The organism is Methylobacterium sp. 174MFSha1.1, assembly GCF_900116815.1.
GTDB lineage: Bacteria > Pseudomonadota > Alphaproteobacteria > Rhizobiales > Beijerinckiaceae > Methylobacterium.
Map to the genome: position 1 here is coordinate 1 of NZ_FPCB01000051.1, position 22,666 is coordinate 22,666.

16 protein-coding genes and 1 pseudogene are annotated in these 22,666 nt (G+C 72.8%); 9 read left to right on the top strand and 8 right to left on the bottom strand.

Going from position 1 to position 22,666, the window contains the following annotated elements; translation table 11 throughout:
• The 3 genes and pseudogenes from BM430_RS30205 to BM430_RS30215 all read right to left on the bottom strand — a co-directional run.
• Window positions 1–208, bottom strand: a pseudogene (locus BM430_RS30205) (IS110 family transposase); the annotation flags it as partial.
• Between the two features lie 279 nt (window positions 209–487).
• Window positions 488–1,072, bottom strand: a complete 585-nt coding sequence (locus BM430_RS30210) for a metallophosphoesterase (protein WP_093570916.1) — start codon at window positions 1,070–1,072, stop codon at window positions 488–490.
• A gap of 151 nt (window positions 1,073–1,223) precedes the next feature.
• Window positions 1,224–1,487, bottom strand: a complete 264-nt coding sequence (locus tag BM430_RS30215) for a hypothetical protein (RefSeq protein ID WP_093570917.1) — start codon at window positions 1,485–1,487, stop codon at window positions 1,224–1,226.
• 340 nt (window positions 1,488–1,827) lie between these two features.
• Here BM430_RS30215 and BM430_RS30220 point away from each other — a divergent pair, with 340 nt between their 5' ends.
• The 4 genes from BM430_RS30220 (at window position 1,828) to BM430_RS30235 (ending at window position 9,869) form a co-directional block, all read left to right on the top strand.
• On the top strand, window positions 1,828–3,720 hold the full coding sequence (locus BM430_RS30220) for a putative bifunctional diguanylate cyclase/phosphodiesterase (RefSeq protein ID WP_244539733.1): 1,893 nt from the start codon (window positions 1,828–1,830) through the stop codon (window positions 3,718–3,720).
• A 129-nt stretch (window positions 3,721–3,849) separates the two neighbouring features.
• The gene (locus BM430_RS30225; protein WP_093570919.1) at window positions 3,850–5,055 is read left to right on the top strand and encodes a fumarylacetoacetate hydrolase family protein; all 1,206 of its coding nucleotides are present in this window, start codon (window positions 3,850–3,852) and stop codon (window positions 5,053–5,055) included.
• 135 nt (window positions 5,056–5,190) lie between these two features.
• On the top strand, window positions 5,191–7,293 hold the full coding sequence (locus BM430_RS30230) for a carbohydrate porin (protein WP_093570920.1): 2,103 nt from the start codon (window positions 5,191–5,193) through the stop codon (window positions 7,291–7,293).
• Between the two features lie 599 nt (window positions 7,294–7,892).
• Window positions 7,893–9,869 carry an acyltransferase family protein gene (locus tag BM430_RS30235; protein ID WP_177303214.1) on the top strand — a complete coding sequence of 659 codons (1,977 nt, stop codon included), beginning with the start codon at window positions 7,893–7,895 and terminating at the stop codon, window positions 9,867–9,869.
• A 7-nt stretch (window positions 9,870–9,876) separates the two neighbouring features.
• On the opposite strand, the gene BM430_RS30240 is transcribed toward BM430_RS30235, so the two are convergent.
• Window positions 9,877–10,944, bottom strand: coding sequence for a PAS domain-containing protein (locus tag BM430_RS30240; protein WP_244539729.1), 1,068 nt, complete (start codon window positions 10,942–10,944; stop codon window positions 9,877–9,879).
• Between the two features lie 351 nt (window positions 10,945–11,295).
• Between BM430_RS30240 and BM430_RS30245 the strand changes: the two genes are divergently transcribed.
• Both BM430_RS30245 and BM430_RS30250 read left to right on the top strand, forming a co-directional pair.
• A complete protein-coding gene (locus BM430_RS30245; protein WP_093570922.1) occupies window positions 11,296–12,459 on the top strand; it encodes an acyl-CoA dehydrogenase family protein in 1,164 nt (387 codons plus the stop codon).
• A 79-nt stretch (window positions 12,460–12,538) separates the two neighbouring features.
• Window positions 12,539–13,240 (top strand): alpha/beta fold hydrolase, encoded by a 702-nt coding sequence (locus BM430_RS30250; protein WP_093570923.1) that lies wholly within the window; start codon window positions 12,539–12,541, stop codon window positions 13,238–13,240.
• Window positions 13,241–13,283: 43 nt separating this feature from the next.
• Here the strand turns inward: BM430_RS30250 and BM430_RS30255 are convergent, their stop codons facing one another.
• A complete protein-coding gene (locus BM430_RS30255) occupies window positions 13,284–13,574 on the bottom strand; it encodes a hypothetical protein (RefSeq protein ID WP_093570924.1) in 291 nt (96 codons plus the stop codon).
• A gap of 306 nt (window positions 13,575–13,880) precedes the next feature.
• Here BM430_RS30255 and BM430_RS30260 point away from each other — a divergent pair, with 306 nt between their 5' ends.
• On the top strand, window positions 13,881–15,551 hold the full coding sequence (locus tag BM430_RS30260) for a methyl-accepting chemotaxis protein (RefSeq protein ID WP_093570925.1): 1,671 nt from the start codon (window positions 13,881–13,883) through the stop codon (window positions 15,549–15,551).
• Between the two features lie 19 nt (window positions 15,552–15,570).
• On the opposite strand, the gene BM430_RS30265 is transcribed toward BM430_RS30260, so the two are convergent.
• The 3 genes from BM430_RS30265 to BM430_RS30275 form a co-directional block, all read right to left on the bottom strand.
• Window positions 15,571–16,461 carry an NAD(P)H-hydrate dehydratase gene (locus BM430_RS30265; RefSeq protein ID WP_093570926.1) on the bottom strand — a complete coding sequence of 297 codons (891 nt, stop codon included), beginning with the start codon at window positions 16,459–16,461 and terminating at the stop codon, window positions 15,571–15,573.
• Window positions 16,458–17,228 carry a histidine phosphatase family protein gene (locus BM430_RS30270; protein WP_244539730.1) on the bottom strand — a complete coding sequence of 257 codons (771 nt, stop codon included), beginning with the start codon at window positions 17,226–17,228 and terminating at the stop codon, window positions 16,458–16,460. The genes BM430_RS30265 and BM430_RS30270 overlap by 4 nt, the downstream gene beginning before the upstream one ends.
• 169 nt (window positions 17,229–17,397) lie before the next feature.
• Window positions 17,398–17,955, bottom strand: coding sequence for a hypothetical protein (locus BM430_RS30275; protein WP_093570927.1), 558 nt, complete (start codon window positions 17,953–17,955; stop codon window positions 17,398–17,400).
• Window positions 17,956–18,514: 559 nt separating this feature from the next.
• Between BM430_RS30275 and BM430_RS30280 the strand changes: the two genes are divergently transcribed.
• Together BM430_RS30280 and BM430_RS30285 are read left to right on the top strand one after the other, a co-directional pair.
• Entirely contained in the window at window positions 18,515–19,060 is a 546-nt protein-coding gene (locus BM430_RS30280; RefSeq protein ID WP_093570928.1) for a (2Fe-2S)-binding protein, read from the top strand.
• Window positions 19,057–22,620: a molybdopterin cofactor-binding domain-containing protein gene (locus BM430_RS30285; RefSeq protein WP_244539731.1), complete on the top strand. Its 3,564-nt coding sequence runs from the start codon at window positions 19,057–19,059 to the stop codon at window positions 22,618–22,620. Before BM430_RS30280 ends, BM430_RS30285 begins: the two co-directional genes overlap by 4 nt.
• Window positions 22,621–22,666 lie beyond the last annotated feature (46 nt).

A 22,666-nucleotide genomic window follows, 5' to 3' on the forward strand; every position in this document is an offset into this window, starting at 1 on the left:
GGCCCAGAGCCCGGATCTGGCGCGCCCAGTGATGGGCGGTGGCGCAGGCCTCCATCGCCACGATGGTGGCGGGGATCTTCTTGAGCGCCGGCAGCAGCTTGTCGCGCGAGACGCGTTCGGTGCTCACCACGGCGCCCTGCGCGTCCTGGGCCTCGAACTGGAAGACGGACTTGGCGATGTCCAGGCCGATGATGCTAATCTGCGTCACGGACGGTCTCCTCGGTTGGGTGTCAGACGACCTCAACCTGGCACTTATGATGCCGGCGGGGGCCGTCCACCCCAACATCCCGGGGCCGCGACAGCGGAACCCGGGATCCATAACCGCCGACGTCGGAGAATAAGGCGAGACGCGTTCCGCCCGATCCTGAATCGTCGGCGGTTATGGATCCCGGGTTCCGCTTTCGCGGCCCCGGGATGACACCGAGGGTCTCAACGAGGTCGTGGGTCGAATGAAACGGGCGATCGTCGCTCCGTTCCTTCGACACTCTCAATCGCCGCCCGCCGCGCGGGCGGCGTCCTCCCGCGCCCGGTCCCGGGCCAGTTCCTCCGGCACCAGCGTCGCGGCGTCCTGACGCGCGGCGAGCGCCGCGAGGCGCACCGGGCGGTACTCCCAGGCATCGACCCCGACGTCGCAGGAACGGATGGTGTCGGGCAGCGTGCCGTGGGTGTGGCCGTAGAGGTGGCGGGTGCCGCGCCACAGGCCGGGCCAGGCCCGGTGGGCGTAGTGCGCGAGGAAGAGCCGCCATTCGCGGCCGTCCTCCCGCAGGGTGATCCGCGCGCTCTCGACCGGCGGGTCTGCCCAGGGCAGGTCGAGGACGCGGTTGCTGTCGTGGTTGCCGCGCACCAGGCGCTTGACGCCGTTCAGCCGGGAAAAGACCGCGGCGCAATGCTCGCGCTCGGCATGGGCCGCGAAGTCGCCGACATGCCAGACCTCGTCCCCGGGTCCGACCACGGCGTTCCAGTTCGCCACCAGGGTCTCGTCATGCGCCTCGAGCGAGGCGAACAGGCGGCCGCGCTGGCGCAGGATGTGGGCATCGCCGAAATGGGTGTCGGCGGTGAAGAAGACGGCCATGCGTGTTCAGATTCGCCCGCGTGACGGATGCGGGATCAGATGGGGCGAGCGGACGCGCCGGCACGGGACGGATCGCCGCGCCGGCGGATTCGCCGCCCGTCATCGCAGGGCGGATGGTCCCGGCGGTCCGGGGATCGCCGGATGCCGGGCCTCAGTAATTGTAGCTCCGGGCCTGACCGTAGCCGTCGCGCGGGCGCACGCGGGCGCCGTAATCGACGTCGCGCTGGGCGCGGCGCTTGGCGAGTGCCCGGCCGGCGAGGCAGCCCGCCACCGCGCCGACGACGCCACGCTCGGCGAGGTAATGCCCGGCGATTCCGCCGATGATCGCGCCCTTGATGCAGCCCTTCGCCTCGGCCGCGCCGACGCCCATCAGCGTCACGACCGCCACCACAGCCGCCTTCGCCACGTTCCGCATGATGCCTCCTCGCGCTCTCGTGATGCAATTAACCGCCAGGCTCGGCCACCGTTCCGCTCCGGCGGCGCGGGACGGTGCGCGGCAGGGGCGAGCCGCGCCCGGGTACCGCGACACGGGCGCCGCGACCTTGGCCTTATTGATCCCGGCCGGCTTGACCCGGACCGTGGTCAACGATTCTTTACCACCGGCTGTTACGGCAGCAGGGCCGACCCGCCGAGGTGACATGTCAGGACCAGGCAGCCAGGGACCAGGCCCCGATAGGCCGGGCGACGGCCCGGATCTGCGCGCCTCGATCCGGCGCGACCAGCTCGACGCGGTGCGCCGCAGCGTGCAGCACGCGATGCCGGTCAACGCGATCCTCGGCGCCACGAGCGCCTTCGTCGCCGCGCAGGCCGGGCACGCCGCCGCCGGCCTCGCCTGGTTCGCGGTGTCGTCGGTCGTCAACCTCACCCGCTTCGGCCTGTGCCGGGCCCCGTGCGCCGGCCTCGCCGTCCCCGAGGGTGCGCCGCCCGAGCAGGCCCGGGCCGGCGCGCGCGCGATCGACCGGCACCTGCGCCTCGCCACCCTGACGGCCTTCCTGTCGGGCTTGGTCTGGTCCCTGGTGGCGCTCCTGTGCGACGGCTACACGGCGCCCCAGACCCTGTTCTATCTCGTGGTCGTCTGCGGCATCACCGCCGGCGCCGTCACCCACGGCATGGCCTTTGCGGCGATTCCCGCGAGCTTCATCACGCCGCCGCTCCTGACGGTGGCCTTCTGCCTCGCCCATGCCGGCGGGATCGACCGGATCGGCCTCGCCTTCACGGTGCTGCTCTACCTCGCGGCGCTCCTGCGCAGCGCCGTCGAGACCGAGCGGGGCTTCCGTCGCACCTCGCGGCTGAAGAACGAGGCCACGGCGCTCGCCCGCGCCCGCCAGGAGGCACATGCGGCGGCGAGCGCGCTCGCCGACGAGATGCGCCGGCGCGCCACCCACGACGCCCTCACCGGGCTGATGAACCGGGCCGGCTTCGCGCAGGGAGCCGAAGCGCGGATCCTCCGTCCCGGGCCGGCGCCCTGCCTGATGCTGCTCGACCTCGACGGCTTCAAGTCGGTCAACGACGTCTACGGCCACTCGACCGGCGACCGCGTCCTGATCGAGGTGGCGCGGCGCCTGCGCCGGACCCTGCCGGCGGAGGCGTTGGCGGCCCGCTTCGGCGGCGACGAGTTCGCAATCCTGTACGATCCGGCCGCCGGCCCGTCGCCGGCCGATCTCGCGGCGGCGCTGATCGGAGCGGTGGTCGAGCCGTTCGAGAGCTTCGATACCGGCCGCCTCGGCATCAGCATCGGCCTGTGCCACGCCCACGGACCGAGCCTGACCGAGATGCTGACCTGCGCCGACGAGGCGCTCTACGCCGCCAAGGCCGCCGGGCGGAACCGCTTCCGGATCTTCGACGAGGGCCTGCGCGGGCGCCTGGAGATGCGGCGCGACAGCGAGCGCGACCTCTCCCACGCGCTGGCCGAGAACGGCCTGGCGGTCTGGTTCCAGCCGATCTTCGGCGAGGGCGGCCGCCGCGTCGCCGGGCTTGAGGCCCTGGTGCGCTGGAACCACCCGGTCCACGGCTGGATTCCGCCCGGCGAGATCGTCGCCGCCGCCGCCCGGGCCGGGCTGACGGAGTCGCTCTTGCGCTTCATCCTGGAGCAGGTCTGCGGCGCGATGCAGGCCCTGCGGGCCGGCGGCGTGCCCGACATCCGGGTGGCGATGAACGTCTCGCCGCGGGAGATGGCGCAGATCCCGGTCGACGAGATCGTGCTCGACCGCCTGCGGGCGCTCGGCTTAGGACCCGCCCTCCTCGAGATCGAGATCACCGAGGAGACCGCCCTCGACATCGAGGCGGTGCAGGGCAAGCTCCTGGCCCTCTCCCGCGCGGGGATCCGGGTGGCGCTGGACGATTTCGGCATCGGTTACTCGTCGCTGGCGTCCCTGCGCCAGCTGCGGGCCGGCCGGGTCAAGATCGACCGCAGCCTCGTCACCGGCCTGTCGGATTCCGACGACAAGCGCGGGCTGGTCCAGGCGGTGCTCGGCCTCGGCCGGGCCCTCGGCCTCGAAGTGGTGGCCGAGGGCGTCGAGACCGCCGAGGACCTCGCCACCCTGCGAACCCTGGGCTGCCCGTTCGTGCAGGGCTACCATCTCGGCCGCCCGGTCCCCGCCGAGCAGGCGCTCCGGCAGGCCCTGGCCTGCCGCCCGGACGCGGCCTGACCGCGAAGCGTCGATTCCGTGGGGCGAAGCCGGCAGGATCCGCTTTCCCGCCGCACCCGATCGGCTTAGGTCTCAACCCGACGCCGCGCGCCCGCCGAACGGGCGCCGGCCCCGGGAGGAGACAGGACCATGCAGCCGATTCTCGACGCTTACGACGCCCGCGCCATCCTGCCGGAGGACGGCCTCGCCGGCGCGCTGGCCGGCCGCGTCTGGCGGCCGGAGCTGAACGGCCCGAGCACCGTCGCGGTGCGGCCGGGCGCCGACGGGCAGCCGGAACTCGTCGACGTCACCCGCGCCTTCCCGACCATCCGCGACCTGTGCGAGACGCCCGACCCGGCGAGCGCCCTGCGCGGCGCGGCGGGCGAGACGATCGCTCCCCTCGACGCGGTGCTCGCCAACACCCCGCCGGACACCCGCGACGCCGCCAAGCCCTGGCTCCTGGCGCCGATCGACCTCCAGTCGGTCAAGGCCGCCGGCGTGACCTTCGCGGTCTCGATGCTGGAGCGGGTGATCGAGGAGCGGGCCCGCGGCAACCCGGACGCCGCGGCGGCGATCCGGGTCGAGGTCGGGCGCCTCGTCGGCAACGACCTGCGCCGGCTGAAGCCCGGCTCGCCCGAGGCGATGGCGCTGAAGAGCGTGCTGGTGGCGCAAGGCGCCTGGAGCCAGTACCTCGAGGTCGGCATCGGCCCCGACGCCGAGATCTTCACCAAGGCGCAGCCGCTCTCCTCCGTCGGCTGTGGCCAGGAGGCGGGCCTGCATCCGGGCTCGCAATGGAACAACCCGGAGCCGGAAGTGGCGCTGGTGGTCGCCTCCGACGAGCGCATCGTCGGGGCGACGCTCGGCAACGACGTCAACCTGCGCGACTTCGAGGGCCGCTCGGCCCTGCTGCTCGGCAAGGCCAAGGACAACGCCGCCTCCTGCGCGCTCGGGCCGTTCGTGCGCCTGTTCGACGAGACCTTCAGCCTCGACCATGTCCGCCGCACGGTGGTGAGCCTGGAGGTGACGGGCGAGGACGGGTTCACCCTCGCGGGGACCTCGCCCCTCTCCGAGATCAGCCGCGACCCGGCCGACCTCGTCGCGGCGATGATGGGCGGGACCCACCAGTACCCGGACGGCGCGGTGCTCTTCCTCGGCACGATGTTCGCGCCGGTCGAGGACCGCGGCGCCCCGGGCCAGGGCTTCACCCACAAGGTCGGCGACCGGGTGGTGATCCGCTCTCCTGGCCTCGGGGCGCTGGTCAACCGCATGCGCCACTGCCAGGATTGCGAGCCCTGGACCTTCGGGGCGGCGGCGCTGATGCGCAACCTCGCCGCCCGCGGGCTGCTGAACGGTTGAGAAACCGGTCCTGACGGCGCGGCCGTGACATTCCCGTCACGGAAACCGTAGACCCCATTCCCGGACAAGCGTGGCCGGTTGCCAGGAGTATAGCATTGGCTATACCTGGCACCGGTGCGGCAGGGGATTTGGGCGATGCGGCGGACGGGCGGAGCGGGGATCGGGGTGGCCGTGTTCGGGGTGACCTTGGGGCTCTGCGCCGGCCTCGCGCAGGCGGCCGACCTGCGTCCTCCCGCCCCCGCCACGCCCACCTTCGTCGACTGGTCCGGCCCGTATCTCGGGATCGAGGGCAGTGCAGGCGCCTCGTTCGGCAATTACCGCTTCGGGCCGAGCACGATCGGCGGCCAACCGATCCCGGCCTTCCAGAGCGGGGACTCGACGCGGCGCTCGGATACCGGCCGCACCGCCACCACGGCGGTCGGCGGGCTGTTCGGCGGCTACAACTGGCAGACGGGACCGTATCTCTACGGCCTGGAGGCGGACCTCTACGGCGCCAACCTCAAGCGCCCGGTGCCCTCGAATGCGGTCGGCTTCGGCTACGAGGCCGTCGATCCGCCCTTCAGCGTGATCCGCGGCAAGACCGACCTCTACGGCGCGCTGCGCGCCCGCCTCGGCTACTCGTTCGAGAGCTATCTCGTCTACGCCACCTTCGGGCTCGCCGGGGCCAATGCGCGGGTGCTCGCGACCTATCCGGACCTCGCCACCGGTGCGGTGGCGAGCGCGCGGCGAGACCTGTCGTTCCTCGGCTTCACCCTCGGCGCCGGCGTGCAATACGCCATCACCCCGAACCTGGCGCTGGGCCTCGATTACCGCTACGTCGATCTCGGCCGGTCCGGCCGCTTCGACTTGGGGACCGTGCCGGGCCTCGGCCCGGTGGCGACGCAGGCCACCTTCTCCTCGCACCAGATGATGGCGCGGCTGTCCTGGTATCCCTACGGGTTGAGGCTGCCGGCGGAGGTGGCCGAGGACGCGCCGGCGAGCCGCGACACGGGCCGGTACTCGTTCCACGGGCAGACCACCTTCGTGGCGCAAGGGGTGCCGGGCTTCCGCGCGCCCTATCGCGGGGAGAACAGCCTGGTGGGAAACCAGGTCCAATCCACCACCACCGCGACCCTGTTCCTCGGCGTGAAGCTGACCGACAGCACCGAGCTGTACTACAACCCGGAATTCTCCCAGGGATTCGGCCTGTCGCGCACCCTCGGCGTCGCCGGCTTCGTCAACGGCGAGGCCCAGAAGGCCGGCGCGCCGTTCCCCAAGCTGCGCTCGAACCGCTACTTCATCCGCCAGACCTTCGGCCTCGGCGGCGCCACCGAGGACGTGCCGGACGGCGTCAACCAGGTGGCGATGACCCGCGACGTCGAGCGGATCTCGGTGGTGGCCGGCAAGTTCGCGCTCGGCGACTTCTTCGACGGCAACGTCTACGCCCACGATCCCCGGGTCGACTTCATGAACTGGTCGATCTGGGGCTCCTCGGCCTGGGACTTCCCGGCCAACTTGCCCGGATTCACCCAAGGCGTGATGGTCGAGTACAACCGGCCCGAATTCGCCATCCGGGCCGCCTACACCCAGGTGCCCAAGCAGCCCTCGAACGACGTGCTCGACCCGCGGGTGTTCGAGCGCGCCGGCACCAACATCGAGTTCGAGGAGCGGCACGTCCTCCCCGGGCTGGAGCAGCCGGGCAAGCTGCGCATCGGCCTGTTCAGCAACGTCGGCAACACCGCCAATTACCGCCAGGTGGTCGGCCTGACCCAGAGCGGGATCTACGACGACATCAACGACGCGGCGGCCGCGACGCGCCGGCCCCGGCGCAAGACCGGCGCCTACATCAACCTGGAACAGGCGCTGACGCCGGATCTCGGCCTGTTCGCCCGGGCGAGCGTCTCCGACGGGCGCAACGAGAGCCTGTCCTTCACCGATGTCGACCGCAGCCTGTCGGGCGGGCTCTCGCTCAAGGGCACCGCCTGGGAGCGGCCGAGCGACACGCTCGGCATCGGCGCGGCGATCAACGGCCTGTCGCCGTCGCACCGGGCGTTCTTCGCCAATGGGGGCTTGGGCCTGCTGATCGGCGACGGGCGCCTGAACTACGCTCCCGAGCGCGCGCTCGAGACCTACTACGCGCTCAGCCTCACCAAGGCGGTGACGGTGTCGTTCAACTACCAGCTGGTGGTGAACCCCGCCTATAACCGCGACCGCGGCCCGGCCAACTTCTTCGGCACCCGCCTGCACGCCGACTTCTGAAGACCTGCCCCTTTCGGGGGATGATCGCGCGGCCGGCCGCTTCCGCTTGGCCGGCCGGGCGACCCGTTCTCTCCCGAGCCGTCGGAGTGGGCCGGACCGCTCAAGCTCGTCGATCGCGACGTGCCGCAGGATTTCCTCGCCTTGGCCGGAGGGGGAAAATCCGGCGCGAAGAGTCCGCGCGGGGATCGCGACGGCCCGGACCAGACCTCGACCGGCGCAGGTCTGGCGCACCAACCCGAGCTTTACTGCACGAGCGCCCGGCGCCCGCTGCCGAATGCCGCCGCGCGGGCGGCAGCGGGCGTGGATCGTCGCGCGGCCGGCGCCGCCGGGGGGCCGGATACTCCGCCTCATCACGTGCGGAAGAGGCTGCCGACCGGCGCTTTCGGTCCCATCTCATCGGCCTCCGACAGTCGCCGCAACCCTACCCACAAAGGATGCACTGCATCCCGCTCGCAATCTTTCTAAATTGTGACTGTCGGTGGGCGAGCAAAACGTCCACACACGTCGGAAACCTGCCAGAACGACTTTGCTCGACGAGAGCGAAGATCCGCACCTGCGGCAGGATGACGACAAGGGGCCGTCATTCGGGGGTGCGAACCATGCAACCTGCTGTGTCCGGGCAGACGACGGCCGCGGGCTATCGGCCCGACATCGACGGCCTGCGCGCCGTCGCCGTGCTGGCGGTGATCCTCTACCATGTCGGCGTGTCCTGGATGCCGGGCGGCTTCGTCGGGGTCGACGTGTTCTTCGTGATCTCCGGCTACGTCATCGCCCGCGGGCTGATGCGGGAGGCGGCCGGCGGCGGCATCCGCCTCGCCGACTTCTACGCCCGGCGCATCCGGCGCATCCTGCCGGCCCTGGTCGCGACCCTCGCCCTGACCTCGCTGGCGGCGTACTGGCTGCTGCTGCCGCCGCAGCTCGAGGATTACGCCGGCAGCGCGGCGGCCTCGGCCTTGTCGGTGGCGAACCTGTATTTCTGGCGCGCCTCGGGTTATTTCGACGCCGCGGCGCTGTACCGGCCGCTGCTGCACACCTGGTCGCTCTCGGTCGAGGAGCAGTTCTACTTCGTCCTGCCGGTGTCGCTGCTGCTGCTGGTGCGCCTGCGGGTACGGCCGCTCTGGCTGCCCTTCGCGGTCATCGCCCTCCTGTCGTTCGGCCTGAGCCTCTATGCCGGCCGCCACGCGCCGACGGCGAATTTCTACCTGCTGCCGACCCGGGCCTGGGAGCTCCTCGTCGGCACGCTGCTGGCGATGGCGCCGTTCGGCACGGCGCGGCCGCTGCCGTCATTCCTGCGCCACCCGGTCCTGCGTCAGCTCGCCGGCCTCGCCGGGCTCGCGGGCATCCTGGCGCCGTCGCTCCTCTACACCGAGTCCACGCCCTTCCCCGGCGCCGGCGCCCTGCCGCCCTGCCTCGGCGCCGCCCTGCTGATCCGCCTCGGCGAGACGCAAGGGCCCCGCGCCGCGGCGACCCGCCTGCTGGCGCTCCCACCCCTCGTCGCCGTCGGGCTGATCTCCTACTCGGCCTACCTGGTGCACTGGCCGCTGATCGTGCTCGGCCGGATCGCCCTGATGCGCGACTTCACCACCCTCGAGACGGTCGCGGTGATCGCCGCGACGCTCGTCCTCGCCGCCCTGTCGTACCGCTTCGTCGAGCAGCCCTTCCGGCGGCCGCACGAGCCGGTCCGCTCCCGGCCGCGGCGACTCGGCCCGGTCTTCGCATCTAGCCTCCTCGCCACCCTGGCGATGGCGGGCCTCGGCTGGGCCGGGGTAACGAGCGGCGGCCTGCCAGGGCGCTTCCCGGATTTCCGCCTCCGGTCGATTCCCGGCACCGAGACCTGGAACCACCGCACCTGCTTCCTGTTCGCGGACCAGACCTGGCAGGCCTGGGACCCGGAGGGCTGCACCCGCACCGCGGATGGGGACGGCATGGCGCGGACCGACCGCGTGCTGCTGTGGGGCGACAGCTTCGCGGCGCATTACGTGCCCGGCCTGATCCGCCACGCCGACCGGCTGCCCGGCCGCCTCGTCCAGTACACGGCGGCGGGGTGCCAGCCGACCTTGGGCGCCGCCTCGCACGTCGTGCCGCATTGCCGCGCCTTCAACGACAACGCCCTGGCGCTGATCCGCCGGCTCGGGATCCGCCACGTGGTGCTGGCGGCCCGCTGGGGCGCGCAGCGCGACCGCTCCGTGCCCGAGCGCCTGCGCGAGACGGCGGCGCAGGTCGCCGCCCTCGGGGCCCGCGTCCACGTCGTCGGGCAATCGCCGGAATTCCCCCTCGACCCGGCCTTCATGGCCTATCACCAGCGCCGCGACCCGCCCCACGCCGCCGGCCGCTGGCGCCCGGTCGAGACCGGCTCCCTGAACGAGGCCCTGCGGGCAGCTTTGCCGGCGGGCGCGACCTTCGTCGATCCGCGCGCGGCGCTCTGCGCCGGCGACACCTGCCCCTATGCCCAGGGCGACACGTTCCTCTACGCCGATACCGGCCACTTCTCCTCGGCCGGCGCAATGCTCGCAGTCGAGCGCCTCCTCGCGGCCGGGCTGCTCGCCCCGGCCCGCTCCGCCGCGGCCGCCCCCTGAAGCGAGGTTACGAACGAGCGACGGCGACCTCGCCGTCGTCCAGGAGAACGAAGCGGATGCCCGCGCCGCGCAGGGCCGTGATCGCCTTGTGGCGGGAGCGGGCGCCGTTGCCCTCGGCATCCTCCTCGAGGCGCCGCACCGTCGAGAGCGACAGGCCGCTCGCCTCCGCCAGGGCGGTCATCGACCAGTCGAGCAGCGCCCGGGCGGCGCGCAGGTGGTGGCCCGCCACCGCCTGCTCCAGGCCCTCGCGCAGGGGCTCGGGCGCCGTCAGGGGGGCGGCGGCGAGGGCGGCGGGATAGACGAGCCCGTGGCGCTCGACCAGGCGGCCGCCCTCGTCGTGGACCGGGACGGACAGCACCCGGTACCGCTCGGGCTGACGGTTGCGGTGGTGGAGCAGCGGCGCAGCCTGGAACACGCCCCCGGCGGCGCGCCGCGCGACGCTCTCGCGGAAGGCCGCGCGCTCCTCCGGCACCACGTCGGCGAAGGGATCGGCGTCGAGCTCCTCGATCGGGCGTCCTGCGAACTGCGCCGCCTCGGGCGGGAAGCGGAAGCGCCCGTCGAGGTCGACGGGAACGAACAGCACCCGGGCCGCGGCGAACCAGGCGCTGCGCTGGCGCTGATCGATCCGGCGCAGCCGCATGAGGGCCGCCGAGTCGGTCACGTCGAGGACGAGGCCGGCGGCCGCCCGCGGCCGGCCCTCCGCGGTCAGGTGCATCTCGGTGCGCATCGTGAGCGTGCGCAGGGTCCCGTCCGGCCGCACGATCCGGACCTGGTGCTCGGGCAGGGCATGGCCCTGCACCAGGTCGGCGGCACTCGCCAGGTTGGGGCGGTCGTCGGGATGGGCGAGCGCGGTGAGCAGGTCGTAGCTCGGCCGCGTCCGCGCGGGGTCGAGCCCGAGCAGGCGGAAGAGGCCGGGCGACCAGGTCTGCCGGTCGGAGGCGAAGAGCCAGGCCCAGCTTCCGGTCAGCCCGGCCGTCTCGGTCAGCCGGAGGAAATCGGCGGGCGCGAAGAACGGATCGGCACTCCGCATCGCTTGTTGCCGCATCGCCTGTTGCCGCATCGGGTCCTGCCGCATGGATCCTCGCCGCGTGGGTCCTCGTCCGATGGCTCGCCGCTTCGCCGCGCCGTGGCCTGCAGGAATAAATACAGGCCATGCCGCCCCGCGGGGCAAGGCCGCCCGGCTTGGACCGTCGTCGCAGACTCGGCCGCCGGACTCGGCCGCCAGACTTGGTCGATGGCGAACGTGCCCTGGCATCGAGACCTCGCCTGCGGCGGCAGGGTTCGTGGCGGCGGATGCGGCCTGTGATAGCAGACAGGCCCTCACGGCATGACACCCGCGGCCGCGGATTGTGTAAGCCTGACGGCGACGAACCGACGAGACGGCGCCCGCGCGAGCGCCGCGCGACGATCAGGATGGAGACGCCCGATGACCGAGACCGACGCCCTCCGGCACCCCGAAATCCGCGAGGAGGTCGCCAAGCTCTGCGCCCGCTTCCCCGACGAGTACTGGCGCCGGCTCGATGCCGATCGCGCCTATCCGACCGACTTCGTCAACGCCCTGACCGAATCCGGCTACCTCTCGGTGCTGATCCCGGAGGAGTATGGCGGCTCCGGCCTGCCGCTCTCGGCCGCCGCCGCGATCCTGGAGGAGGTGCAGCGCTCCGGCTGCAACGGCGCCGCCTGCCACGCGCAGATGTACACGATGGGCACGGTGCTGCGGCACGGCACCCTGGCGCAGAAGGAGCGCTACCTGCCCGAGATCGCCGCCGGGCGCCTGCGGCTCCAGGCCTTCGGCGTCACCGAGCCGACGAGCGGCACCGACACCACGGCGCTCCGCACCACCGCGCGGCGCGAGGGCGACAAGTTCATCGTCAACGGCCAGAAGATCTGGACCAGCCGGGCCGAGCATTCCGACCTGATGCTGCTCCTTGCCCGCACCACGCCCCGCGACCAGGTGGCGAAGAAGACCGACGGGCTCTCCACCTTCATCGTCGACATGCGGCAGGTGCTCGGCCGCGGCCTGACCATCCGGCCGATCCGCACGATGATGAACCACAATTCCTGCGAGGTCTTCTTCGACAACATGGAGGTGCCGGCCGAGAACCTGGTCGGCGAGGAGGGCAAGGGCTTCCGCTACATCCTGTCGGGCATGAACGCCGAGCGGCTGCTCATCGCCGCCGAGTGCGTCGGCGACGCCAAGTGGTTCATCGCCAAGGCGTCGGCCTATGCCCGCGAGCGCCAGGTGTTCGGCCGGCCGATCGGCCAGAACCAGGGCATCCAGTTCCCGATCGCCAAGGCCTACGCCAACATGCGCGCCGCCGAGCTGATGGTGCAGGAGGGGCTTCGCCTCTACGAGGCCGGGGCGAATCCCGGGGCGGAAGCCAACATGGCCAAGATGCTCGCCGCCGACGCCTCGTTCGAGGCGGCCAATGCCTGCATCCAGACCTTCGGCGGCTTCGGCTTCGCCGAGGAATACGACGTCGAGCGCAAGTTCCGCGAGACCCGGCTCTACCAGGTGGCGCCGATCTCCACCAACCTGATCCTGTCCTACATCGCCGAGCACGTGCTCGGCATGCCGCGGTCGTACTGATCGACGCGGTGCCGCCGGGCTCGTTCTCCGCGAACAGCCCGGTGGCGCCGGACCGGAGATCCGGCCATAGGGGGCGACCATGAATCCGGATCTCGCCCCGCTGCTGTTCCTGCCCGGCCTCCTCAACGACGCGGTCCTGTGGCGGGCGCCGATCGACGCGCTCGCCGACAAGGCTGCGGCCGCGGTGGCCGACCTGACCCTCGACGACAGCGTCGCGGCGATGGCACGGCGGGCGCTCGCCGCCGCGCCGCCGCGCTTCGGCCTCGTCGCCCTGTCGATGGGCGGCTACGTCGCCTTCGAGATCCTGCGCCAGGCGCCCGAGCGCGTCACCCGCCTCGCCCTGTTCGACACCGCCGCCGCCCCGGAGAACGAGGAGCGCGCGGCCACGCGGCGCCAGGGCATGGACCAGCTCAAGGTCGGCCGCTTCGCCGGGGTCACGACGCGCCTGCTGCCGCGGCTCGTCCACGCCTCGCACGTGCACGGGCCGGTGGGCGAGGCCGTGAAGGCGATGGCCGAGCGGGTCGGCGGCGCCGCCTTCCTGCGCCAGCAGCGCGCGATCCTCGACCGGCCCGACAGCCGCCCGGTCCTGGCGACGATCCGGGTGCCGACCCTGGTGGCGGTGGGCGCCGACGACGTGCTGACGCCCCCGGCCCTCGCCCGCGAGATCCACCAGGGCATCGCCGGCGCGCGCCTGCACGTCCTGCCCGAATGCGGGCATCTGCCGCCGCTGGAGCGGCCGGACGAGACGAGCGCGCTCCTGCGGGAGTGGCTGGAGGCCTGAGGCGCGTGGTCCGGCTCTGCCGACCGTCTTTTTCGGGTCGGCCTCAGCGGTTCCCCGCCGCCGGCCCGCCCGCGGTGCCGCCCGATCCCGGCGGGCCCGCGGTCGGGCTGCCGCCGATCCACACGCCCGGATTGGTGCCGGGCACGGAATTGCCGCTCGGGTTCCCCGGCAGGGTGGTGGTCGGGCGCGAGGCGGGCGGCTTCGTCCCGGTTCCGGGGCCCGGCGCACCGACGGCGTCGCTCGCGGGCGGCACCCGGGCGGTCTGGGCCTCGGCGGTGCCCAAGGCACCGAAGGCACCCAGCGTGAGGGCGAGCGCGAGAGTCGGTCTGATCATCGTCCTGTCCGTGTGGAAGCGGTCGGCCGTCAACACCCGGGCGGCGTCCGGGTTCGGCGAGGCCCGGGCCGTCTCGGCGCGGCCGTCCCGGGATCGTCCTGTCCGCGAGCGACGAGGCCGACCACGGGCTCGCCTCGCGCGGGATGAGCCGGAACCAGCCGGCGCATCGCCGCCGATATGCAGCAATGACGAGTCCGCGCGGGCAAATTTTCCTATATTCCGAACTAAAATGACGTCATTATCGCCCGATTTACAGAATTTTTATCACGCCTTGAGCAGATCACGCCCGGTCACCAAGGCACGGCGATGAACATCAGACTCTCTCACGCGCTGGGCGGATTGATCGCCCTGCTCGCCTTCGGCCTGCTGACGCAGGGGATCCTGAGCGTCTCGCAGCTGCGTCGCGTCAATGCCCAGGCCCTGGAGATTTCCGAGAATTGGCTGCCGAGCGTACGCGAAATCGGCGAACTCAAGTACAAGGTCACGCGCCTGCGCATGGTCGATGCCCGCTACGTCACGGCGATCGAACCCGTGGCGGAGCTCGATGCCGTCTCGAGCCGCCGCCTCGCCGAGGTGGAGGCCGTGGCGCGCCGCTACGAGCCGCTGATCTCCAGCGACGAGGAGCGGACCCTCTGGACGGCGTTCCGGCAACATTGGGCGGAGTACCTGGCCGTCCGCGACCGGATCGCCGCCGCCGCCCGGGAGCGGAACACGGCCGCGCTCAACGACCTCTTCCAGGCCTCGCGCCAACCGTTCGATGCGGCTTTGACCCACCTCGACCGCGATGCGGCGCTGAACGTGGCCGGCAGCGACCGGGCGCGGCACGAGGCCGCGAGCATCTATTCCGACGCCCTCCGGCTGACCGGCCTGCTCTGCGCCGTGGCGCTCGTCATCGGCCTCGCCGGAATCGCCTACGTCGTCGCCGCCGTGGCGCGGCCGATCGAGCGCCTGGTCCGGCGGATGCACGGCCTGGCCGCCGGCGACCTCGCCGCACCGGTGCCCCATCTCGGCCGCGGCGACGAGATCGGCGCCATCGCGGGCGGGATCGAGGCGTCCCGCACGAACATGGTCCGGACGCGGCAGTTGGAGGAGGAGACGGTCCTGGCGCGGGCCTCCGCCGAGGAGCAGCGCAAGGCCGGCATGCGCCAGATGGCCGAGGGGTTCGAGGCGGCGGTCGGCGGCATCGTCACCCTGGTCTCGTCGGCGGCCACGGAGCTGCAGGCCACCGCCGGGCAGATGAGCGCGACCGCGGCCGACACCGCCGCCCGATCCGGCACGGTCGCCGCCGCGGCGGAGGAGGCTGCCGCGAACGTCACCACCGTGGCGGCGGCGACCGAGCAACTCGGCGCGTCGGTGGCCGAGATCGGCCGGCAGATCCAGGGTTCGGCCGGCCTCGCCCGCCACGCCGTCGCCGAGGCCGACGAGACCGCGCAACTCGTTGGGGTGATGCAGACCGCGTCGGGACGGATCGGCGAGATGGTCGGCCTGATCGCCACGATCGCGCGGCAGACCAACCTGCTCGCGCTCAACGCCACGATCGAGGCCGCCCGCGCCGGCGAGGCCGGCCGCGGCTTCGCGGTAGTCGCCGCGGAGGTGAAGGGGCTGGCCGACCAGACCGCACGGGCCACCGAGGCGATCGCGGGTCAGATCGGCGAGATCCAGGGGGTGACCGAACAGGCCGTCGCGGCGATCGGCACGATCGCCGGGCGCATCCGCGAGATCGACGTGGTGACGGCGGGGATCGCCAGCGCGGTCGAGCAGCAGGGGGCGGCGACGCAGGAGATCGTGCGCAACGTCGCCGAGGCCGCGACCGGCGCGGGCGCCGTGACGCACACCATCGCGGGGGTGGCGCAGGCCTCCGAGGAGACGGGTGCGGCCGCGAGCCAGGTCCTCGCCTCGTCCGGAGAATTGTCGCGGCAATCCGAGCACCTCTCGGCGGAGGTGCACCGCTTCCTCGCCACGGTGCGGGCGGCCTGAGCGGCGACCTACGCCAGCGTCAGATCGCCCCCTCCGCCACGTCCCGCATCAGCCCCGGCACCTCCCCGGACAGCTCGCGGGCCAGGAAGCCGATCGGCCCGACTCTCTGCGCCAGGCGTCGCCCCGCCTCGCCGTGCAGGAACACGCCCCAGGCCGCGGCCTCGGCCGGCTTGGCGCCGCGGGCGAGCAGCCCGACGATGATCCCGGCGAGCACGTCGCCCGAACCCGAGGTGGCGAGCCCGGCGCCGCCGCCGCGATAGTGCCGGACGTCGCCCGCCGGATCGACGATCCAGGTCTCGGCCCCCTTCATCACCACGACGGCGCCGAGGAGGTCGACGGCCCGGCGCGCTGCGGCGAGCGGATCGGCCTCGACGGCGTCGCGCTCCCAGCCGAGGCAGCGGGCCATCTCGCCGGCATGCGGCGTGATCACCACCCGGCCCCCGCGGGCGCGCACCGCGTCGGCCTGCTCGCACAATCCGTCGATGCTCGCCGCGTCGAGGACGAAGGGTCCGTCCGCCGGGCCGGTCAGGAGGGCGGTAGTCAGCGCCCGGGTCGGCTCGCCCGCGGCCATGCCGGCGCCGATCAGGATCGCGGCGGCCCGCTCGGTGCGCGGCAGCAGCACCTCGGCGGCCTGCGCGTGGTCGACATGGCCGCCCTCCCCCTCCGGCAGGCGCACCACCAGGGCCTCCGGCACCGCGAGTGCGGCGTGCGGCGCCGTGCTCGCGGCGATCGACATCTGCAGCTTGCCGGCGCCGGCCCGGAGCGCCGCGGTGCCGGCGAGGATCGCCGCTCCCGGCACCTCGACCGAGCCGGCGACGACGAGGGCGCTGCCGCGCGCCTCCTTGCTGCCGCCCGACGGGTCCGGCAGGGGCAGGCCGCGCAGGGCCTCGGCGGTGATCTCTGGTGTCATCGGGCGGCTCCCGTCGCGTCGGGCTCGGCCGTCACCGGGGCGCCGGCCCGGGTCAGCGGCGCGACGAAGTTGTAGCGCTGCAGCACGAGCTTGCCGCTGCTGCCCCGGGTTGGGTCGAAGGCGTATTCGGTGACCGAGCAGTTGGCGACGTCGCCCTCGCGGTCGATTCCCAGAATCTCGTCCTCGGTCATCCCCTCGAGCAGGTAGCGCAGGCACAGCACCACGACCTGGTGGCCCACCACCAGCACGCGCCGGCCGCCGTAGTGCAGCGAGACGGTGTCGAGGGCGCTGCGCAGCCGCAGGATCACGTCGCACCAGCTCTCGCCGCCCGGCGGCCGGTGGTAGAACTTGCCGAGGAGGCGGCGCAGCTCGGCCTGCTCGGGATGGAGCTGGGTGATGCCCTCCCGGGTGAGCCGGTCGAGGATACCGAATTCCTTCTCGCGCAGGCGCTCGTCGGCGACGTAGTCGAGCAGGGGATCGGCGACGCCGCCGGCATCGCGGATCAGCCGGGCGGTGGATTCGGCCCGGCGGTAGGGCGAGGTCAGCACCACGTCGGGCCGCTCCGACAGCGGCTTCTCGGAGAACCACCGCCCGACCGCCGCGGCCTGGCGCTCGCCGAGCGGGCTCAGCGGCACGTCGACGTCGCGCTCGGCGATGTCGATATGGGTGTGTCCCGCCGCATCCGCGGCGTCCCGGGCGACGTTGCCGGCACTCTCGCCGTGCCGCACGATCCAGATCCGGTCCGGCCAGCGCTGCTGCATCGACATACCCCCCTCAAGTCTCGGGGAGGTAGCGGAGGCGGGGCGCTCCGCAAGCGCCCGCGGCCTGCGGCGTCTTTCGCCCGCGGCCCGCGGCGTCGTCCTGCGCGGGGAGACCGCCGGTCGCGGCGGTCTCCCCGCTCCCCACCCCGGCGGGATCAGCGCCGGAGAGAGGGCATCAGACGGTCTCGTCGGCCGCCAGGGTGACCTCGTCGCACAGGCAGACCTCCTCGTGCGCCGGATAGAGGCCGTACCCCGTCCCGACCTCGGACGGGTCGCCCGACCACATCGCCGCCCGGTCGCCGAACAGGTTGGTGCCGTCGGCCAGATTGTCCGTCGGCACGAGAGCCGGCGTGCCGCCCTCCGCCTCCGCGACGGGATCCGTGGTGCCGGCCTCCTGCGGGTCCGACGGACCGAGGATCAGCGCCTGGTCGTCCGCCGCATCCGGCTCGGGACAGGCCGTATCCTCGCCGTCGACGGGGGCCACCGGCATCAGAGGCCGCGGCGCGACGCTCGGGCCGACCTCCGAGGCCGAGGCGCCGACGTCGCGCATGGTCGGGCGGAACATGCTCGGTGGCGCCGGGTCGGGGACGCTCTCGGCCTCCGCGACCGAGACCGCGACCGAGACGCCATCCTCGCCGACGGCGACGCTGCCGGTCCCGGCGTCGCCGGCATCGGGTGCAGCGACGTCGGACTCGCCTTCCGGCGTACCGCTTTGGGTGAGTTCGCTGGACACTCTTTATCCTCCAATATCATGATGACTGATTGTTTTTTATGAAATTTTACAGTGATTTAACTGTAAATCATTAACAAATTTAAGTCGCAAATTAAACACAAGACTATTGTAAAATCGATCTTATATTTCATGGATGTTAGATGCTAATTTGATCGGCTGCGACAGGATGAACAATCTCGGGGTCATTCCGGGGCGGCGCAGCGGAGCCCGGGATCCGGAACCGCGGATGGTTCAGCATCATGCGGAGGACGTTCCGCGTCGTACTGTTTCTCCTGCGTGTCTGGATTCCGGGCTTCGCTGCGCGGCCCCGGAATGGCCCGGAGGTGATCAATACTGTCGGCTGAACCACGCGGACTCGCAGCTTGCGAACGATTGCCTTTCGTACCGATAGGCCGCCGCGACGATCCGCCATCCCGCACCCGTCGTCCCCTCGCTCGGCCCGTCTGGCCAAGCTCTTGCAAGCCGCGACAGGCGCGGCGGGGTTCCGGTCCCCGCCGAAATCTGTGAGAACAAGCGGCAGCCGGCGGGACAGCCGGGGCCGGGGCGGGGCAGGCACCTCATGCAGGACGATCGGCGGCCGATCGCCAACGACGCGCGGCTGGCGGCGAGCCGCCACGTGCTCACCGTCAACGGCCGGAACGTGGCGGTGGAGGCCGCCCCCGGCACCCGCCTCCTCTACGTCCTGCGCAACGACCTCGCGCTGAACGGCCCGAAATACGGCTGCGGCCTCGGCCAGTGCGGCAGCTGCACGGTGCTGGTCGACGGCCGGGCCCTGCGCTCCTGCGCGATCCCCTTGCGCGCCGCGACCGGGCGCCGGATCACCACCCTGGAGGGGCTGGCGCAGGGCGGTCAGTTGCATCCGGTGCAGGAGGCGTTCATCGCCGAGAATGCCGCGCAATGCGGCTACTGCCTGAACGGCATGATCATGACCACGGTGGCGCTGCTGTCGGCCAATCCCGATCCGGGCGAGGCCGAGATCCGAGCCAGCCTCCAGAACAACCTGTGCCGCTGCGGCACCCATATCGAGATCCTGCGCGCCGTGCGGGCCGCAGCGTTGCGGATGCGAAACCGCTCGCAGTCCGGATCCCAGGGAGACGAGGCATGACCCGGGATCCCGGCGGGACGAGCCGGCACTGGCAGGAGGCGGGCGACCTGCTGCTGGTCTACCGCGAGACGATGGGCCGCCCGCCCCGCCTCGGCGATGCGCCGGGTGCCGCGCTGGCCGTGGGACCGCAGCGCGCGCTCTACCTCGCGGTGGATGCCGAGGGCCGGGTCACCGCCTTCAACGGCCACGTCGATCTCGGCACCGGCATCCGCACGGCCCTGGCCCAGATCGTCGCCGAGGAGCTGGACGTGCCGCTGTCCTCCGTCGCGATGGAGCTCGGCAGCACCGCCACCGCCCCCGACCAGGGCGGCACCATCGCGAGCGAGACGATCCAGATCGCCGCAATCCCCTTGCGCCTGGCCGCCGCCACCGCCCGCCGCCACCTCGTCGAGGCGGCCTCGCGCCGGCTCAACCGCGGCGTCGCCGAACTCGTCGTCGAGGCCGGCACCGTCCGGGTCGCGGCGGAGCCGGACCTGAGCGTCGCCTACGGCGCGCTGGTGCGGGGGCGCCGCACCGAACTGACCCTCGATCCCGACGCGGCGGTGAAGCCGGTGGCCGACTACGCCATCGTCGGCCAGCCGGTGCCGCGGGTCGACATCCCGGACAAGGCCGTCGGCGCCTGGACCTACGTCCACGACGTGCGGGTGCCCGGCATGGTCCATGGCCGCGTGGTCCGGCCGCCCTGTGCCGGCGTCGAGACGGGTCTGGGCGGGATGCTGGTCTCGGTGGACGAGGTCTCGGTCGCCCATATCCCGGGCCTCGTCGCGGTGGTCGTCGTCGGGGACTTCGTCGGCGTGGTCGCCGCGCGCGAGGAGAACGCGGCGGAAGCCGCGCGCTGCCTGTCCGTGACCTGGCGGCCGGGAGAAGACCTCCCCGACCTCAACCGGCCCGAGGCGCCCTTGCGCGCCAACCCCGCCACGGCGCGCAGGCTCCTCGACCGCGGCGACGTCGAGCGGGCGCTGACCCACGCCGAGGCGCGGCTCGACCGGACCTATATCTGGCCCTACCAGATGCACGGCTCGATCGGCCCGTCCTGCGCGGTCGCGGAGTTTCGTGACGGCGATCTCGTCGTGTGGTCCGGCACCCAGAACCCGCACGTCCTGCGCAGCGACCTCGCGCTCCTCCTCGACATGCCGGAAGAGCGGATCGCGATCGAGCGCCACGAGGCGGCGGGCTGCTACGGCCGCAACTGCGCCGACGACGTCGCGGCCGATGCCGCCCTCCTCGCCCGGGCGGTCGGCCGGCCGGTGCGGGTGCAGCTCACCCGCGAGCAGGAGCATGCCTGGGAGCCGAAGGGCGCGGCGCAGGTGATGGACGTGCGCGGCGGCCTCGACGCCGAGGGCGGACCGGCGGCCTACGATTTCGAGACCCGCTATCCCTCGAACGGCGCGCCGACCCTCGCGCTGATCCTCACCGGCAGGGTGTCGGCGACGCCGGCGACCTACCCGATGGGTGACCGCACGGCGGTGCCGCCTTACGCCTTCGGCCACGCCCGGGTGACGGTGCACGACATGCCGCCGATCGCCCGCGCCTCCTGGATGCGCGGCGTCTCGGCCCTGCCCAACACCTTCGCGCACGAATCCTACATCGACGAGCTCGCCACCGCCGCCGGCGTCGACCCGATCGCGTACCGCCTGCGCTATCTGCCCGATCCCCGGGCCGCCGACCTCGTCCGGGCCGTGGCCGAGCGGGCGGCATGGGTTCCGCACACGAAGCCCGGCAGCCATGGCGGGTCCGGCGACATCCTCTACGGGCGGGGCTTCGCCTACGCGGTCTACGTCCACGGGCCGTTCCCCGGAAAGGCCGCGGCCTGGGCCGCCTGGGTGGCGGATGTCGCGGTCAACCGGGTCACCGGCGAGGTCGCGGTGACCCGGGTGGTGGTGGGCCAGGATTCCGGCCTGATGATCAACCCGGACGGGGTGCGCCACCAGATCCACGGCAACGTCATCCAGTCGACGAGCCGGGTCCTCAAGGAGTCGGTCGGCTTCGACGCCACCGGGGTGACGAGCCGCGAATGGGGCAGCTACCCGATCCTCGCCTTCCCGCAGGTGCCTGAGATCGACGTCCTGATGCTGCCGCGCCAGGACCAGCCGCCGCTCGGGGCCGGCGAATCCGCCTCGGTGCCGAGTGCGGCGGCGATCACCAACGCGCTGTTCGACGCCACCGGGATCCGCTTCCGCGAACTCCCGCTCACGGCCGAGGCCGTCCGCACCGCCCTCAACCCGCCGCGGATCGCCGGACCCGACGATTCGCGCGAAGCTTCTGCGGCACCGCGCCGCCGCCGCGGCTTCCTCGCCGGCCTGTTCGGGGCCGGCGCCGGGGCGCTGGCCCTCGCCACCACCCTCCTGCCCTGGCGCCCGGCCTATCCGTCGATCGAGCGGCCGGACGCTGCGGCCTATTCCGCCGCCACCATCGCGCAGGGGCGCCTCGTCGCGGCGGCGGGCGCCTGCCTCGTCTGTCATGTCGGGCCCGACGGCCGGTCCTTCGCCGGCGGGCGCGGGCTCGAGACGCCGTTCGGCCTCGTCTACGCCTCGAACATCACGCCGGATGCGGGCCTCGGCATCGGCGCCTGGTCCTACCCCGCCTTCGCCCGGGCGATGCGCGAGGGCGTGTCGCGGGACGGCCACCACCTCTATCCGGCCCATCCCTATACGAGCTTCTCGGGCGTCTCGGAGCGCGACCTGCAGGCGCTCTACGCCTACCTGATGGCGCAGGGGCCGGTGGCGGCGGCGGTTCCCGAGACCGCCTTGCGGGCCCCGTTCAACCTCCGGCCGCTGATGGCGGGCTGGAACGCCCTGTTTCACCGTCCCCCGACCTTCGTCGATCCGGCCCGCGGCCCAGACTGGAACCGCGGCGCCTACCTCGTCGAGGCGCTCGGCCATTGCGGCGCCTGCCACACCCCGCGCAACGCGCTCGGGGCGGAGAGCCGGGGCGGGGCGCGCCTCACCGGCGGCTTCGCCGACGGCTGGGAGGCGCCGGCGTTGGCGGGCCTGTCCCGCGCGCCCCTGCCCTGGACCGAGGACGACCTCTTCGCGTACCTGCGGACGGGCCGCTCGTCCCGCCACGGCAGTGCCGCCGGCCCGATGGCCGACGTGGTCGCCTCCTTGGGCCCCCTGCCGGATTCCGACATCCGCGCCATGGCGACCTACCTCGCGAGCCTCGCCCGCGCGGCGCCCGGCCCCGTCGCGGCGGGGGCGGCCGCACCTGCACCCGGCGCCTCGTCCCTGTTCCAGGGCGCCTGCGCCTCCTGCCACGAGGGCGGGGTCGGCGGGGAGCTGGTGCCGCTCGGCCTCGTCACGGCGGTCCACAGCGCGCATCCGGACAACCTGATCCAGGCGGTGCTCAACGGCGTCGCGGCCGCCGCCGAGCGCTTCCCCACCCCCGACCCCTCGGCGCCGCCTGCCGCGATGCCGGCCTTCCGCGACACCTTCACCGACCGGCAGGTGGCGGAGGTCGTCGCCTATACCCGCGCCCGCTACGCGCCGGACGCGCCGGAATGGCCGGGACTGGAGGCGGCGGTGGCGCGGGTGCGGGGGTTGAAGCCGCACGCCGCGTGGTGACGGCCTGCCACGCCGGGGCGGCGGGCCGTCACCACGACAGGCCGCT